1 pseudogene is annotated in these 609 nt (G+C 59.1%); it reads right to left on the reverse strand.

Annotation, left to right across the window (positions count from 1 at the left end):
- Positions 1-609: pseudogene (locus ACIONG_RS22705) on the reverse strand (phenylacyl-CoA dehydrogenase); the annotation flags it as partial.

Consider the following 609-nt stretch of genomic DNA (forward strand, 5'->3'; position numbering starts at 1 on the left):
GCACGCCAGCAGTGCGTCGGCTTTCTTCTTCTCTTCTTCATCCACGCCGTCCTTGACGATGTCGACCTGTTTGGCGGTGAAGTACACCATCGCACGGTTGCCTTCGGCGAATGCCTTCATGGTCAACAGCATGCGACGTACGTCTGGGTGCACGATGATCGGGTCAGCGGCTTTGTCCGGCGCTTTCGGGCCAGTCAGGGAGCGCATTTGCAGACGATCGCGAGCATATTTCAGGCCGCCCTGGAAGCCGATTTCGGCGTGGGCCAGACCTTGCAGCGCGGTGCCCAGACGTGCGGTGTTCATGAAGGTGAACATGCAGTTCAGGCCTTTGTTCGCCGGGCCGATCAGATAACCGGTGGCGCCGTCGAAGTTCATCACGCAAGTAGCGTTGCCGTGGATGCCCATCTTGTGTTCCAGCGAACCGCAGGTCACAGCGTTGCGAGCACCAACGGTGCCATCAGCGTTCGGCAGGAACTTTGGAACGATGAACAGGGAAATGCCTTTGGTACCAGCCGGTGCATCCGGCAGACGAGCCAGCACGATGTGGACGATGTTGTCGGCCATGTCGTGTTCACCGGCCGAGATGAAGATCTTGGTGCCGGAGACTTT

The sequence above is a fragment of the Pseudomonas sp. NPDC087817 genome, assembly GCF_044742875.1.
Classification (GTDB): domain Bacteria; phylum Pseudomonadota; class Gammaproteobacteria; order Pseudomonadales; family Pseudomonadaceae; genus Aquipseudomonas.